We start from the raw sequence: 14,148 nt of genomic DNA on the forward strand, positions 1-14,148 counted from the left end.
TCAAAGCATTGTCTGCTACAGGACGGAGACCCTCATGCGTCTCCGTCACTTCGCGTCCTTCGTCCTGGGTCTCCTCCTCGCCGGGGCCGGCTGTGAGCCCGCCCCCGAGCGGCGGCTGAATGAGGCCGAGCTTCCACCGCCCTCCGGGCCTCGCGTCACCATCGACGGGCACGAACCGGACACGCACCGGCTGTTCGGCGCGGTGGCGAGCGACGCCGGGCCGTCACGGGTGCAGGTGTACGAGGACGGGCGCTTCCTGGGCCATGCCGACATCGACAGTGGCCGTTGGAGCCTGCCCTGGTGGCCAGGCCGGCGCGCGCTGTCGCTGGAGGTGGTGGCGCGCGACAGGCAGGGGGCCGAGGCGCGGGCCCGCGTCGACTTCCAGCACCTGACGTTCGACGCGCGGCCCGGGCTCTATCAACCGGAGACACTGCTGGCGTTGCCCACGGCCCAGGGGTTGCGGACGTACTTCACGCGGGACGGCTCCACGCCCACGCCCGAGTCGTCGCGCTACACGGCCCCCATCGCGCTGCTGGCGCGCTCCACGCCACCGGCGCGGTGGTCCTTCGTCCCCACGACGCCGCTGGATGCCCCGGAAGTCCTGCGGTGGATCGCGCCGCTGGAGGAGCCGCCCCAGGTCGCGGTGGTGCGCTACCGGCAGTTCGCGGGCGCGGAGCCGGTGGGCCCGGTCCGCACGCGCACGTTCGTCATTGGCCGGGCGCCGTACACGCTGCCGGTGCTGTCGCTCGTCACCGACGCGGCGAACTTCTTCGACCCGGAGACGGGCATCTACGTCCCCGGCCTCGCCGCCGAGGCCCGGCCCGATGATCCGCTCGCGGCCAACTACAGGCAGAACGGCAAGGAGTGGGAGCGCCCCGTCCACGTGGAGTGGTTCGAAACCTCCGGCCAGCGCGTGTTCGCCCAGGACGCGGGCGTGCGCATCCACGGTTCTGGCAGCGCGGCGTTTCCGCAGAAGAGCCTGCGGCTGTACGCGAAGGAGGACTACGGCCCGAAGACGTTCGCGGGGCCGGTGTTCCCCGGCTCCCCGGTGACGGAGTTCACCCGGCTGATCGCGCGCACGTCCGGACAGGACCAGGGCGTCACCAAGCTGCGTGACTGCATGCTTCAGGGCCTGCTGGCCGAGACGCGGCTCGCGATCCAGGCCTGCCGTCCCACGCTCGTGTTCCTCAATGGCGAGTACTGGGGCCTGCACGAGCTGCGCGAGCGCCTGGACGAGTACTACCTGGCTTCACACTACGGCGTGGACCGGAAGAAGGCGGTCATCCTGGAGAACGCCGGGGTCCTGGACGTGGGGGAGGAGGGAGACGAGCAGCCCTATCAGGAGCTCATCGACTACGTGGCGACGCACGACCTGTCGGTGCCGGAGCACTCCGCCTGGGTGCGCGCGCGGATGGACGTGGAGGACTTCATCGAATACCAGGTCGCGCAGCTCTACCTGGGCAACTCGGACTGGCCGCGGAACAACGTGAAGTTCTGGCGGCTGCGCACGAAGAAGCTGGAGCCGGGCGCGGCCCTTGGACACGACGGCCGTTGGCGCTGGCTCGTGTACGACCTGGACGCCGCCCTGTTCCACGGTCCGGACCACGACAGCCTGGGGCGCGTGTTGGACGAGACGTCGGATGCGGGGGCCTGGTCCACGCTGCTCTTGAGGGGCCTGCTCCAGTCGCCGGAGTTCAAGGCCCGCTTCATCGAGCGCTTCCTCTGGCACATCGAGCACACCTTCGCCGAGGAGCGGGTGACGGCGGCCCTGGACGCGGCGGCGGAGGCGCTCGAGCTGGAGATGCCCGACCAGGTGGCGCGCTGGAGCCAGCCGGCCTCCATGGAGGGCTGGCGCGAGAACCTCCTGTTCTTCCGGTCAGCGCTGATCCGGCGGCCGGAGATCATGCGCCAACAGCTGGAGCAGTACCTGGGGCCTCAGTAGCCGTAGGAACCGCTGCGCACGTCCACCAGCCGGCCGTCGCGGAAGATGGCCACCTGTATCAACCGGTGGGGCCCGAAGTTGTAGGTCCACTCCTCCACGGTCGTGGAGGTCGTGACCTCCGTGGAGGCCTCCCCGTAGCGCGTCTCACCCCGCGCCCCTTCCTTGACCTTGTGGGTCACGTACTCCGTCTTGCTCTGCTTCGTCGCGGGCTGCCCACACTTGGCCAGCGCGTCCAACTGCGAAGCTCCTTCCGACACGATCTTGTTGTCGCAGCGCAGCGCGGACGCGTGGACGAGGGAGGGCAGGGCGAGGCCGGCGACGACGAGGGCGGCGGGAAGGGCGCGCATGGGGGACGCTCCGAGGAGGAGAAAAGGCAGGGAACACGGCCTGGACGTGGCGGCCCCGAAGCTATTCAACCGCCAAGACCAGATCGCGCGGCGCTGGACTCAGTAGCCGTAGCCGCCGCTGCGCACGTCCACCAGCAGGCCGTCGCGGAAGATGGCCACCTGCAACAGCCGGTTGGGCCCGAAGTTGTAGGTCCACTCCTCCACGGAGGTCGAGGTCGAGAACTCCGTGGAGGAATCCCCGCGGCGCGACCCGTCCCGTCTGCCTTCCCGGGACTTGTTGGTCACGCGCTCGCGCTTGGTCTCGGTCGACACGGGCTGGCCGCACTTGGCCACCGCGTCCGCCTGCGACGCCCCCTCCGACACGAGCTTGTTGCCACACCGCAGCGACGCCGCGTGGGCGAGCGAGGGCAGGGCGAGGCAGGCGACGACGAGGGCGGTGGGAAGGGCGCGCATGGGGGAAAGCTCCGGGAGTTGTGAAAGACGGGAACACCGCCTGGACGCAACGGCCGCGAACCTATTCAAACCCTCCGTACGGTTTCCAGCCGGGCAGGCGCTACAGACCGCCCTTCGCCTTGAGGGTCCGCGCCGCCTCGTCCGCCATGACCCGGTGGCCTTCCACGGACGGGTGGATGCCGTCCACCTCCAGTCCGTCGATGAAGAGGTCCACGTTGCCCGGCTGCCGCGTCACGGCCTCCAGGTCGATGAGCTGCGCGCGCGTCAGGGAGCGCAGCCACGCGTTGAACTCGTGGCGCTGGGCCTTCATCAGCTCGAAGTCACCGCCGTCCGCGCCCATCTTCTCCTTGGGCAGCAGCGTGCTGACCCACAGCTTGCACATGGGCTGGAGCTGATCCAGCAGCTGCGTCATGCGCTGCTGCAGCTTCGGCACCGTCATGCCCTCCGCGGCCAGGTCGTTGACGCCCAGCAGGACGACGCAGTCGGTGACGCCCTGCAGGGAGAGCACCTCCTGCGGCAGCTGGAGGTTCGCGTCCCAGAACCCCTGCCCGGACGCGCCCGAGTTCACCACCGGCACCCCGAGTTGCTTCTCCACCCGGGACGGCCACGCGTTGCGCGTGTCGTTCCACGTGCCCGTGTAGCCCTCGGTGATGCTGTCTCCAATGGCGACGAAGGCCCGGCCCGGCGCGCCTTCCACGTCCACCGTCGCAACGCCCGTGGCGTACTCCCAGGTCTGGCCGCCCAGCGCGCCCTGCGTCGTCGCGAAGGCGCCGGTCCTCATCCAGCTGTCCGGGAACGCCTGGATGCGGCTCTTGCCCAGCGCGCCCTTCACCTCGAAGGAGATGGCCACCTCGTCTCGGAAGCCCACCGGGAAGGCGATGGGATCCGACGTCACCAGCGTGCGCGTGCCCGTGGTGAAGCCCGCTTGTCCGCCGAAGGTGAGCGCCACCGGCGCGGAGCCCAGCGCGCCATTGGCGCCGGCCTTCGCCACCGTGGCCCGCTGCAGCGTCAGGCTGCCGTCGCCGGAGCGGAAGGTGACGCGCACGCGGCTGCCCGCGCGCCCCAGGGGCACCTTGATCCGGTACGTGGTGAAGCTCCCCACGGAGACGGATTCGCGCAGCGACTGATGGAAGGCGGGCTGGAACTGAGTGGGCAGGGGCGCCACGGGCGGAGTGGCCTGCACCTGGTGCCCGTCGTGCAGCGTCAGCGTGGGGGCGGCCTCCACGGACTCCGTGGCGGCGGGCGCGTTCACTTCCGCGTCCGTGCGGCCCGGCCCGGAGGACTCCTCGGGCGAGCGGCCGTCATCCATGCCTCCACACCCCACCAGCACGCTCAGGGCACCGAAACACCCCCAGCGCAGCGCCATCCTCAGACCCATGCCCACGACCTCCCGGCGCAAGACAATGTGCACGATGTGCCCGCGTGGCGACCCGGGGATTCATGGCGCGAGCCAATCGCCACGGACCGTGAACTTCCAACAGCCGGGCACGGACGGCGCAGGACTTCCCCCACGAGGTGGCGGGCCGGGCCCCTGGCGGACCCGCGCGCTCGCCACCCCGGGTGGGGACGCTTCCTTCCGTGGGCAATCCGCTGCCTACGGGACGCAGGCCCCCACGTCGCCGTTGTTGTTGTTGATGGCCCGGCAGGTCGCGCCGTTCGCACACCCCGGTGAGCCCGCGGGCAGGCGGCACAGCGTCCGGCACGTGCCGCTGCCGCCGGTCATCACGCAGGTGCTGCTTTGTGAACACTGGTTGCTGAACTCGCACGCGGCGCCTTCCGGCAGCGAACCCTGGCCCGCGCACACCGCGCCGTTGGCGGCCGGGTAGCAGGCCAGCGGGCTCTCGCAGTCTTGCGCGAACGGATCGCACCGCGCGGACGCGGGGCCACACACCAGCGGCAGCTCTCGCGTGCCGTTCAGCCGCAGCACGGTGTTGCACTCGCCGGAGCCACAGTCGGACGGCGCGTGGCACAGCTTGCGGCAGAAGAAGCCCGTGCCGCCGTCGTCCTGCGACGCGTCCTTGCAGTACAGGCCCGCGGCGCACGTGTCATACGTCTGGCCCGGAGGCGACTCGGCCAGCGTGCACGGCGCGCCCTCCGTGGCGGTGCCCGCGGCGACGCACTGGCGCGCGGTGGTGCCTCCGTCCGTTCCCACGTAGGTGCACCGCTGTCCGGACGGACAGTCCTGGCGAACCACGTCGCACGCGGCCGCGAAGCACTGACTGCCCGTGCCGCCATCCGCCAGGTCCGTGTAGAGACAGCTCTGGCCCGCGGCACAGCCCTCCTGCTTCGCCACGTTGCACGCGAAGTCGGAGCTTCCACCGCCGCCGCCATCGCCAGCATCGACAGTCCCGGAATCTCCGCCATTGGTCCCGGAATCCAGGGACGTGCCCCCATCCGTTGGCGGGCGGACAGTTTCTCCGTCATCGCAGCCCGCCACCCACAGCCCCAACATCAGGGCTCCACCCAACAACACGAGACGTGCACTCATCCGGAAACTCCTGGCTTCGAAGTAGCCTGGGACTTACACGAGCCATTCCGTTGTCCGTGGGCCCTTGAACCGGGCCTGGAAACCAGCCGACACTTCCGGTCCGAGAACCGAGGGGGTCAGGGTGCGCATGAACACGAAGTTGGATGGGCCGGTGGAGCCAGACCCGTACATGAACCGTCGCGCCGAGGAGCGCGTGGCGGCGCGGTTCGAAGTGCGCTTCGAGCAGATGGAGGACGCGGCGCGCGCGCTGCGGGCCTACTCGCTGAATGTGTCCGCTGGCGGTCTGTGCCTGCGCACGCGCAAGTCCTACGACGTGGGCGCGCAGGTGCGGTTGGCCATGGTCATCGACGGGGAGGACTTCCACCTCACCGCCGTCGTCGCCTGGGTGCGCGACGAGGCGGAGGCCATCGGCGTGCGCTTCATCGACGTGAGCGAAGAGGACCACGAGCGCCTGCGCCGCGTCATCGCGAGCTTCAAGCGCTGAAACGCTTCACTCCGCGAAGGAGCCCGGCCAGGACGCCGGGCCCTCGCGGACGCTTCCCGCTACCGCTGGGGCTGCTCGTACTCCGCGTGGCGGAACACCCCGGAGTCACCTTCCACGTAGCCGCACGCCCGGTAGAAGGCGCGCGTCTCCTCGGTGACGTTGATGGGGGCGATGAGCTGCAGCTGCTTCACGCTCAGCACCTTGCCCCGTTGGGCCACCTGCGCGAGCAGCGCGCGGCCCACGCCCCGGCGGCGCCAGCCCTCGGACACCACCAGCTCGTCCACGGTGGCCACGCGCCCGCGCAGCCGCAGCTGCGGCCGGTGGGAGAAGGACACCATTCCCACCGCGCGGTCCTGGGGGTCTCCCGCGACGAAGATTTCAATCTCCGGATGGCTGATGACCCAGTGCACCGTCTGCTGATCGGTGCCCTGGGGGTAGCCCAGCTCGCGCAGCAGCTGGGCCATGACCTCGGCGTCACCGCGACGCGCGCGGCGGATGCGGAAGGCGTTGGCGTCTGGGGCGGGGGTCATGGTGCGGACGATGGGCTGGGACACGGAAGTTGGGATTCTAACGACTGGGCCGCCGGCCTCCAAAGAGGAACGGCGGCCCGGATGTCTTTCTGCGGTGTAGGCGGAAACCCGGGCCAGCGCCTACGGCTGCTCGCGGCAGAGGTTGCGCAGGGCGGTGGTGACGTCGTTCTGCTGCGGCACGGACGCCATCTCCAGCGCGTCCGCCAGGCCGATGCCCGGGACGAACTTGCCGGCGACCAGCCGGGGCGGCGCGAGCAGCGAGTAGAACAGCTCCTCCACGGTGCGCCGGACCAGGTGCTCGCCGAAGTTGGTGACCTCCGTGTCCTCGTTGACGAAGAGCACGCGGCCCGTCTTCTGGACGGAGGCCTTGATCATCTCCCAGTCGTACGGCCAGAGCGAGCGCAGGTCGATGACCTCCACGCTCAGGCCCTCTTCTTCCAACTGGGCGGCGGCCTTGATGCACAGGGGCATGGTGCGGCCGTAGCTGATGACCGTGGCCTGGGTGCCCTCGCGCACGAGCTTGCCCTTGCCAATGGGGATGGCGAACGCCTCCACCAGGGGCCACTGGGGCTTCCACTGCGAGCGGTCACCCAGGGGCGCGTCGATCATCTTCGACAGCGCGCGGTCGTCCTCGGGCTCGCCCGGGATGCGCTCGTCGCCCTTCACGCGCAGGAGCGCCTTGGGCTCCAGGAACATGACGGGGTTGGGTTCCTGGCACGCGGAGATGAGCAGCCCGTACGCGTCCAGCGGCGTGGAGGGCATGACGACCTTCCAGCCGGGGATGTGCGTCATCGTCGCGTCGAAGGAATGCGAGTGGTACAGCGACCCGCGGATGCCGCTGCCCACGGGCGTGCGCACCACCATGGGCACGGACCAGTCACCGTTCGTGGACCAGTGCGTGTTGCCCACGAGCTTGAGCAGGTCGATGGTGTTGTAGATGTAGTCGCAGAACTGGATCTCCGCGACGGGGCGGTGGCCCGCCATCGCCAGGCCCATGGCCGCGCCGATGATGCCGCGCTCGTCCAGGGGGCTGTTCCACGCCGTCTTCAGACCCTGCGTGCAGGTGAAGACGCCGCCCAGCGGGGCACCCACGTCCTCGCCGAAGATGTCGGTGACGCCCAGGTTCTCTTCCGCGTAGTGCAGGGCCATGCGGATGGCCTGTGCCATGTTCGCCATGGTTATTTCTTCTCCGCGTAGATGTGTTCCCAGATGGAGTCGCCAGAGGGCTGCGGCTCGTCGCGAACGGTGCGCGCCGCGGCGGCCAGCTCCTCTGAATACCGGGTGCGCGCCTCGTCCATCTGCTCGCGGTTGAGGACGCCTTCCTGCTCCAGCCGCGCCTCGAACAGGCGCAGGCAGTCCTGCTCCTCGTTCACGAAGTTGGCGCCGGACGCGGACGAGTGCCCGTACAGGCGGGACACGCGAGCCTCGATGAAGAAGGGCTTGCGCTCCTTGCGCACGTACTCCATCGCGGCCTGGATCTCCTGGTAGGACTCCACCGGATCAATGCCGTTGATGGTCTTCGCCTGGATGTTGAAGGCGCGCGCGCGGTCGCTGATGTTCGTCTCGCCGTGCTGGCCGTCCGAAGTGGTGCTGATGCCCCACTTGTTGTTGGTGACGATGATCAGGATGGGCAGCGGGTTGGCCGGACGGCTGCTCCAGATGAGGCAGCTGGCGAAATCGCCCTCGGCCGTGCCCGCGTCGCCGCCGGTGACGATGGTGATGCCGTCGCCGCCGTGGCGCTTCTGGGCCATGGCCGTGCCCGGCGCGACGGCGTACTGCACCTCGATGGGGGAGGTGACGGGCGCGATGTTCTTCGAGCGCCGGCTGAAGTGGCCCGCGAAGTTGCGGCCGCCGGAGTAGGGGTCCGTGGCCGTGTTCTTCATCTGCCGCAGCGCCCCGATGGGCTCCTCGCCCATGGCGAGCAGCGTCGCGGACTGACGGTAGTGCGCGTGCAGGTAGTCGTAGGCCGGGCCCTCGCCGACCTTCATCAGCATGCCCAGGGGGACGTTGAACGCCTCCTCACCGGGGCCGCCGATCCAGAAGTAGCCGTGGCCCTGCTTGTACATCTGGATCAGGCGCTCCTCCAGGACGCGCGCCTTCACCATCAGGTCATGGATGCGAATGAGCTGCTCTCGGGGCAGGGAGAGCGGCGCGGAGTTCTCTTTGATCAACCGGGGCCGAGACACGGGCGGACGACCTCGAAGGGGAAAGAAAGGGACGCCCCTATACTCCGAACGCGGCCTCCCGACTCAAGGACCCTGATGTCTTGGGTGTTCGCCAGCACCTTTCTGCCCCCGGGTGGCGCGACGCGGCAATGAGCGGAACTCATCCATGCCCTCGTGACGTGCTGCTTCCAGGAGGCGGTTGGACGCTCCCGGTCCGGGCTGATCGCACGGCCGTTGGGGGGGCGGGTGAGGGGGCGACCGCGAGGAATAGCCCGACAGGTGGACTCCTCGCGTCAATCAGGAAGTGAGATAGAGTCCGCCCCGCCCCGACCGCGTTCTCCGACGCGGGCTCCCCCAGGTGTGCCTTTGTCCCGTACGAACCCGCGCCTCGATCCCGTGCCCGAATCACCTGATGCATCCGATGCGGCGCCCGGCACCCCGCCTCCTCCACCGGAGTACACCGGCACCCATTCCCGGGAGCTCACCGGGCTGCGTGGGGAGAACACGGCCACCCGGCTGACGGGCTCGGTGGGGCTGCCGGCGACGGAGCCCACGAGCACGGTCATCGCGCCCATGGAGGCCGGCGAGCTGCCCAACGTGGCGGCCATCCGCGGGCTCCGGTTGGATCAGCTGCTGCTGCTCACCACGGGCGCGCTGGTCATCGTGATCGTGGGCCTGTTGGCCGCGCTGTCCGCGAAGACGACGGAGGCGCAGCTCACCGCGACGTCGGACCGCTTCACGCAGCGGCTCCAGTCCCAGGCGCGCGAACTGGGCCAGACGGTGAGCCACACGCTGGCGCTCACCTCCGCCACCAGCCTGCGCGACAACAACTACGCGTTCCTCACGGAAGTGGCGCGCTCCATCATCGCGGACAACCGAAACATCCTGCGCGTGCAGATGTTCGACGCGGACGGGCAGCTCGTCGCGGACAGCGACCCGTCCGCCAAGCTGGGCGAGTCCTCCGGAGGCCGCACCGCGGAGCGCCGCTGGGCCAGCGCCTTCTTCCAGGGCCAGCCCGTCTTCGAGTTCCAGGAGCCGCTCGACTACGGCTCGCAGGCCGGCAAGGGCGTGGTCGTCATCAGCTACTCGCTGGAGGACCTGCAGAAGCAGCTGCATGAGTTGGAGGAGACCAACCGCGCCGCGGTGCGCGCCAACACGCTGCGCATTGTCGGGCTGGGCGTGGGCTTCGTCGTCCTGGCCGGCGTGCTGGCCGCCTTCCAGAGCCGCCGCATCACCAAGCCGCTGGGCGTGCTCACCCACCGCGTGATGCAGCTGGCCGCCGGTGACCTGGGCGCTCGCGCGGGCACGGCGCCGGGCGCGGGCCGCGAGGTGACGACGCTGGGCGTGGTGTTCAACCACATGGCGGAGCGCATCAAGGTCCTGCTGGAGGACGTGCGCGCCAAGGCGCAGCTGGAGCGCGAGGTGTCGCTCGCGCGCACGGTGCAGGAGACGCTCCTGCCGGGCCGCGAGGCCGTGACGGTGGGGCCGCTGCGGCTGGCCGGGCTGGTGGTGCCCGCGGACGCGTGCGGCGGCGACTGGTGGTTCCGCGCCGCGCTGGACGACCGGCGCGTGGTGATTGGAATCGGAGACGTGACGGGCCACGGTCTGTCCACGTCGCTGGTCGCCACCAGCGCCACCAGCGGCTTCGCCTCCGCCATGACGCTGCGCGAGCCGTCGCAGGTGCACGCGCAGATGCTGATCACCGCGCTCAACGTGACGCTGGCCAACGTGGGCCGCGGCGAGCACCAGATGTCCAGCGCGCTCGCGGTCATCGACGTGTACAGCGGGCAGATTGATTACGCGGCGGGCGCCCACCCGGCGGCGGCCATCTACAACCGGAACACGCGGCAGATGGCCTCGCTGCCCGCGCGTGGCCCGCTGCTGGGCGCGAACGTCGCCTCGCAGTTCACGTCGCGCCAGGCGGTGCTGAGCCCCGGCGACATCATCGTCTGGTACACGGACGGCCTCACCGAGGCGCGCGACGGTGCCAACCGGCTCTACGGCACGCAGCGGCTGGCCGCCGCGCTCCAGACCCACGCCCACCTCCCCGCCGACGCCCTTCGCGACGCGCTCCTCGCGGACGTGCGCGCGTACAGCGCCGGCCAGCCCCAGCGCGACGACATCACCGTCATCGTCGCCGAATTCAGCCCCGCCCCCTCGCCTTGACGAATCGCATGCGCCCATTCCTTCGTTCCCCGCGCCGCGTCTCCACCGCGCTCGCCCTGCTGGCCACCCTGGCCGGTCCGCCGGCGGCGCTCGCCCAGTTCCGCCCGCCGCCCGCCACCGAGGCGCAGCGCATGACGGAGCAGGGCGAGCAGGCCCTCGTGTCCGCCAACGCCGCCGCCTCCAAGGGTGACAAGAAGGAGGCGGAGGAGAAGTTCAAGAAGGCGCTCCAGCTCTTCGAGCAGGCGCTCACGCAGGAGCCCCAGTCCGTGTTCGCCGCCGCGGGCCTGGGCAGCGCCGCCAACGCGCTCCAGGACTTCCAGCGCACGGTGACGCGCCTTGCGCCGGTGTTCGCGCAGAACCCGCAGGAGCTGTCGCTCGCGTACCCGCTGGGCACCGCGTACTTCAAGCTGCGCCGCTTCCAGGAGGCGGTGCCGGTGCTGGAGCAGGTGGCCGCCGCGGATCAGCCGGACCACCTCATCGTCCACTACTACCTGGCCAGCTACTACCTGTACGTCCAGGACGGGAACCGCGCCGTGACGCGGCTGCAGCGCTACCTGACGCTGCGCCCGGAGAAGCTCGCGGGCAACGACTTCCAGATCCACGAACTGCTGGGCAAGGCGCATCTCATCCGCCGGGACGCCGTCGCCGCGCGCGCCTCGTTCGAGAAGGCGCAGGCCGGCCGGGCCGAGTCCGCGACGGCGCAGATCGGCCTCGCGGCCGTGCTGGAGATGGAAGGCCACGTGCCGGAGTCCCGCGCGCTCCTGGAGCGGCTGGTGACGAAGTTCCCGCAGGTGGCGGAGCCGAAGGAGCGCCTCGCGCGCCTGTACCTGGCCGCGGGCGACGTGCCGCGCGCGGACCTGCAGGCCACCGCCCTGATGAAGCTGGGCTCCACGCCCGCCGCGCACCTCTTGATGGGTGACGTGCGGCTCGCGCAGAAGCAGCCCGCGCAGGCGGAAGCGGAGTTCCGCAAGGTGCTGGAGCTGCAGCCGGGCCTGCTCCTGGGACAGATTGCCGTGGGCAAGGCGCTCCAGGCGCAGGCGCGCCACGAGGAGGCCATCCAGTTCCTGGAGTCCGCCGTGAAGTCGGGTGGCGGCAGCCTGGAGCTGTGGGCGACGCTGGGCTCCGTCAACCGCCGCGCCGGCCGCTACCAGCGCGCGGTGGAGGTGCACCGGCGCGTGGTGGAGATGGCCCCGCGCCAGGCGCTGGGCCACGTGCTGCTGGGCGCGGATCACTTCGCCACCGGCCAGTGGGATCAGGCCATCGAGGACTACGGCAGCGCGCTCCAGGTGGAACCCAACCACCCCGGCGCGAAGCAGTGGCTGGCCCGGGCCCTGGCCCACCGCGCGAGAGATCGCGCCGGCACCCAGCGCCTGGAAGACGCCGTGCGCGACCTGCGCCGCGCGTATGACCTGGACCGCTCCGTGCCCATGGCCCGCCGGCTGGGCGCGGCGCTCCTGGACAGCCACCAGTTCGCGGAGGCCCGCAAGGTGATGGAGGGCGCGGTGACGCTGCCGGGCGCGACCTGGCGCGAGCACCTGTTGCTCGGCTACACCCGGCTGGGCGGTGGCGATGCGCAGGCCGCGCTCGCCGCGTTCACCCAGTCAGGTGAGGCCACGCAGGAGCCGGATCAGCGCGCGGAAGCGTCCGCGGGCGCCGCGCTCGCGGAAGTGGAGCTGGGCCAGGTGGACGCCGCCGTGCAGCGGCTGACGGACGCGGGGCCCTCCAAGACGGCCGCGAAGGTGGCGGAGGCGAACCTGCCTCGCGTGCTGGTGCGCCGGGCCCTGGCGAAGCTGGAGACGGGCGACGCCGCCGCGGCGAACCGGGACCTGGACGCGGTGGACCGCCTGGGCACCGGCAAGCGCGCGGACGTGGCGAAGCTGGCCGCCTTCGCCCGGGCGCTCACGCGCGCGGAAGAAGGGAAGTTCGCGGAGGCCACCGCGGGCCTCAAGCGCTCCCTCACGCCTGCACCGGAATGGGCGTGGCCCAACACGCGCGCGCTCGCGGACGCGTGGGTGCTCTACCGCCAGGGCAAGGTCGCGCCCTCGCGCAAGCTGCTCACCGCCGCGCAGAAGAAGCCCATGCCCGGGCAGCCGAAGTGGATGGGCAACCTCACCGGCGCGCTGCTGCGGCGTGAGGCGGCGCTCGCGTACGCCTCTGGCAACATGAAGGCGTCGGAGAAGGCGCTGAAGGCCGCGCTCGCCGCGACGCCCGACGACGCGCTGGTGCAGCACAACCTGGCGTGCGTGGGCTGGCGCCAGGGCGACAGCGCTTCGGCGCTCGCGACGTGGAAGCGCCTGGAGACCGCCGTACCTGTCGCCTCGCTCAACCTGGGCATCGACGCGCAGGAGCGACGGCATGAACCCGCCGAGGCCGTGGACGCCTGGCGCCGCTACCTGGCTGCTGGCGCGGGCCCCCGCGCTGCCCAGGTGCGGGAATGGAAGGACCGCCTGCAGGGCCTCTATGGACTGGGTGACGCGCAGGGCGTCACGCCGGCCACCGGGGTCGCGGAGGAGACGCCGTGAAGACGCCATCCCTTGTCGCGCGGGGGAGCCTCCTGCTCGCCGCCGTGCTGTTCGCCGTTTCCGTTGCCAGCCCCGCGTCCGCCGCGCCGAAAAAGGCCACGCTGGGCGTGTTCCTCGCCACGACGTTGTCGGACGGTCAGGAGCGCTTCCAGTACGCGGAGGCGCTCGCCCAGAAGCTGGAGGCCAGCCTGGGCCGCCCCGTTGGCGCCAAGAGCTTTGGCCGCTACGAGGACTTCTCCAAGGCGGTGGGGGAGGGGCAGATCGACTTCGCCGTGGTGGACGGCTGGGCCGCGGTGCAGCTGGGCTCCAAGGCGGATCCGGTGGCGTACGCGCCGCGCGCCGGTGAGACGCAGCAGCGCTGGGCCATCATCTCCCTCCAGAAGGGCACCGTGAAGGACCTCGCCGGCAAGCGCATGGCGCTGGTCAAGGGCGCGGGCTCCGCGGATCCGAAGTTCGTCTCCCACGTCGTGCTGGGCGGCGACCTGGATGCCCAGAAGCACTTCAAGCTGGTGCCGGTGCCCAACGTGGAGTCGGCGGTGAAGATGCTGGAGGCCAAGGGCGCGGAGGCCGCGCTCGTGCCGGTGGCGCACGTGCCCAAGGACATGCGGGTGCTCTTCAAGAGCAGCCGGGTGCCGGGCGCCGTGCTGGTGGACCTGAAGGGCGGGGGAGACGCGTTGTCCCAGTCCCTGTCCTCCGTGGGTGCGGTCGCCCCGTTCGACGCCTTCGCCCGCATCCAGGGCCGCGAGTTCGAGGACTTCCGCAAGCTCGTCACCCAGGGCCCCCCGCGCCGTCAGCCCGTCCTCGCGGACTCTCCCGACCTGCGGGTGGAGACGCCCGTGCTCGTCCAATCCGAGTCGCTGGGTCCCGCCCTCCCGCCGTTCGTGGACGACCTGGCCGTCTCCGCCGAACAGCCGGATGACTGATTGCGCCGTGAGCTGATCCGCGCACGGGGTTTCCACCGCCGTGCGCGTGTTTCACCGCGATCGACAGCCATGACTTGGCCTAAGGCGAGTTATTGCGGTAATTTGAGAAGTCGAGCGGAACGCCACCG

At 70.7% G+C, this 14,148-nt stretch carries 12 protein-coding genes; 5 read left to right on the plus strand and 7 right to left on the minus strand.

Annotated features, from left to right (window positions below; all coding sequences use genetic code 11):
• Positions 1 to 34: 34 nt before the first annotated feature.
• A complete protein-coding gene (locus tag GTZ93_RS08760) occupies positions 35 to 1,942 on the plus strand; it encodes a CotH kinase family protein (protein WP_139917053.1) in 1,908 nt (635 codons plus the stop codon).
• Here GTZ93_RS08760 and GTZ93_RS08765 read toward each other — a convergent pair.
• From GTZ93_RS08765 to GTZ93_RS08780, 4 genes are all read right to left on the minus strand, one after another.
• A complete protein-coding gene (locus tag GTZ93_RS08765) occupies positions 1,936 to 2,289 on the minus strand; it encodes a DUF2845 domain-containing protein (RefSeq protein WP_139917055.1) in 354 nt (117 codons plus the stop codon). The genes GTZ93_RS08760 and GTZ93_RS08765 overlap by 7 nt on opposite strands.
• Before the next feature lie 99 nt (positions 2,290 to 2,388).
• Positions 2,389 to 2,742 (minus strand): DUF2845 domain-containing protein, encoded by a 354-nt coding sequence (locus GTZ93_RS08770; protein ID WP_120580244.1) that lies wholly within the window; start codon positions 2,740 to 2,742, stop codon positions 2,389 to 2,391.
• 100 nt (positions 2,743 to 2,842) lie between these two features.
• Positions 2,843 to 4,120 carry an SGNH/GDSL hydrolase family protein gene (locus GTZ93_RS08775; RefSeq protein ID WP_139917057.1) on the minus strand — a complete coding sequence of 426 codons (1,278 nt, stop codon included), beginning with the start codon at positions 4,118 to 4,120 and terminating at the stop codon, positions 2,843 to 2,845.
• Between the two features lie 216 nt (positions 4,121 to 4,336).
• Positions 4,337 to 5,230, minus strand: a complete 894-nt coding sequence (locus tag GTZ93_RS08780; protein WP_257979086.1) for a hypothetical protein — start codon at positions 5,228 to 5,230, stop codon at positions 4,337 to 4,339.
• Positions 5,231 to 5,357: 127 nt separating this feature from the next.
• Between GTZ93_RS08780 and GTZ93_RS08785 the strand changes: the two genes are divergently transcribed.
• Positions 5,358 to 5,714, plus strand: coding sequence for a TIGR02266 family protein (locus tag GTZ93_RS08785; RefSeq protein WP_120580246.1), 357 nt, complete (start codon positions 5,358 to 5,360; stop codon positions 5,712 to 5,714).
• A 59-nt stretch (positions 5,715 to 5,773) separates the two neighbouring features.
• Here the strand turns inward: GTZ93_RS08785 and GTZ93_RS08790 are convergent, their stop codons facing one another.
• The 3 genes from GTZ93_RS08790 to GTZ93_RS08800 all read right to left on the minus strand — a co-directional run bounded on the left by GTZ93_RS08790 (position 5,774) and on the right by GTZ93_RS08800 (position 8,430).
• A complete protein-coding gene (locus GTZ93_RS08790) occupies positions 5,774 to 6,268 on the minus strand; it encodes a GNAT family N-acetyltransferase (RefSeq protein WP_120580247.1) in 495 nt (164 codons plus the stop codon).
• 96 nt (positions 6,269 to 6,364) lie between these two features.
• A complete protein-coding gene (locus GTZ93_RS08795; protein ID WP_139917059.1) occupies positions 6,365 to 7,420 on the minus strand; it encodes an alpha-ketoacid dehydrogenase subunit beta in 1,056 nt (351 codons plus the stop codon).
• Positions 7,421 to 7,422: 2 nt separating this feature from the next.
• Positions 7,423 to 8,430 (minus strand): thiamine pyrophosphate-dependent dehydrogenase E1 component subunit alpha, encoded by a 1,008-nt coding sequence (locus tag GTZ93_RS08800; protein WP_120596976.1) that lies wholly within the window; start codon positions 8,428 to 8,430, stop codon positions 7,423 to 7,425.
• Between the two features lie 345 nt (positions 8,431 to 8,775).
• Here GTZ93_RS08800 and GTZ93_RS08805 point away from each other — a divergent pair, with 345 nt between their 5' ends.
• From GTZ93_RS08805 to GTZ93_RS08815, 3 genes are read left to right on the plus strand one after another with little or no spacing between them, the layout of a single operon-like run.
• On the plus strand, positions 8,776 to 10,575 hold the full coding sequence (locus GTZ93_RS08805; protein ID WP_139917061.1) for a PP2C family protein-serine/threonine phosphatase: 1,800 nt from the start codon (positions 8,776 to 8,778) through the stop codon (positions 10,573 to 10,575).
• 8 nt (positions 10,576 to 10,583) lie between these two features.
• Entirely contained in the window at positions 10,584 to 13,097 is a 2,514-nt protein-coding gene (locus tag GTZ93_RS08810) for a tetratricopeptide repeat protein (RefSeq protein WP_139917063.1), read from the plus strand.
• Entirely contained in the window at positions 13,094 to 14,020 is a 927-nt protein-coding gene (locus tag GTZ93_RS08815; protein WP_233605253.1) for a PhnD/SsuA/transferrin family substrate-binding protein, read from the plus strand. Before GTZ93_RS08810 ends, GTZ93_RS08815 begins: the two co-directional genes overlap by 4 nt.
• Positions 14,021 to 14,148 lie beyond the last annotated feature (128 nt).

It is taken from the genome of Corallococcus exiguus, from assembly GCF_009909105.1.
Taxonomy (GTDB): Bacteria; Myxococcota; Myxococcia; order Myxococcales; family Myxococcaceae; genus Corallococcus; species Corallococcus exiguus.

Excerpts from the sequence above, each read along its gene's own strand:
- GTZ93_RS08760 (WP_139917053.1), top strand. The coding sequence starts at position 35 with ATGCGTCTCCGTCACTTCGCGTCCTTCGTCCTGGGTCTCCTCCTCGCC.
- GTZ93_RS08765 (WP_139917055.1), bottom strand. The coding sequence starts at position 2,289 with ATGCGCGCCCTTCCCGCCGCCCTCGTCGTCGCCGGCCTCGCCCTGCCC.
- GTZ93_RS08770 (WP_120580244.1), bottom strand. The coding sequence starts at position 2,742 with ATGCGCGCCCTTCCCACCGCCCTCGTCGTCGCCTGCCTCGCCCTGCCC.
- GTZ93_RS08775 (WP_139917057.1), bottom strand. The coding sequence starts at position 4,120 with ATGGGTCTGAGGATGGCGCTGCGCTGGGGGTGTTTCGGTGCCCTGAGC.
- GTZ93_RS08780 (WP_257979086.1), bottom strand. The coding sequence starts at position 5,230 with ATGAGTGCACGTCTCGTGTTGTTGGGTGGAGCCCTGATGTTGGGGCTG.
- GTZ93_RS08785 (WP_120580246.1), top strand. The coding sequence starts at position 5,358 with ATGAACACGAAGTTGGATGGGCCGGTGGAGCCAGACCCGTACATGAAC.
- GTZ93_RS08795 (WP_139917059.1), bottom strand. The coding sequence starts at position 7,420 with ATGGCGAACATGGCACAGGCCATCCGCATGGCCCTGCACTACGCGGAA.
- GTZ93_RS08810 (WP_139917063.1), top strand. The coding sequence starts at position 10,584 with ATGCGCCCATTCCTTCGTTCCCCGCGCCGCGTCTCCACCGCGCTCGCC.